The organism is Bradyrhizobium sp. 25ACV, from assembly GCF_054863005.1.
This window is the reverse complement of record NZ_JAVAYO010000214.1, coordinates 1-232: the sequence shown is the minus strand read 5'-3', so window position 1 is coordinate 232 and position 232 is coordinate 1. Positions and strand designations below refer to the sequence as shown.

At 63.8% G+C, this 232-nt stretch carries 1 protein-coding gene; it reads right to left on the bottom strand.

Annotated features, from left to right (window positions below; all coding sequences use genetic code 11):
- Positions 1-232 (bottom strand): phosphoethanolamine transferase domain-containing protein (locus RAD04_RS39185; protein ID WP_461628036.1); only part of this gene is annotated, 232 nt, incomplete at both ends.

The following is a 232-nucleotide window of genomic DNA, read 5'->3' as shown; positions in this document are numbered from 1 at the left end:
GCAGCCCCTGCGGAAAGCCGATATCGGCGCGCGCGATCAGCCAGGCCGGCAGCAGCCCGAGCAGGCCGATGCTGAACACCATGTGCCAGTTGAGGAGTTCGCAGGCTTCGCGCGTATCGGTCTCGAACACGTTCTGCATCATGGCCTTGTCGATCACCACGCCGTAGTTGGCGATGAAATAGCTGGCGCCTGCCGCACACAGGACGAGCACGATCAGGACCGGCTTGGCGAC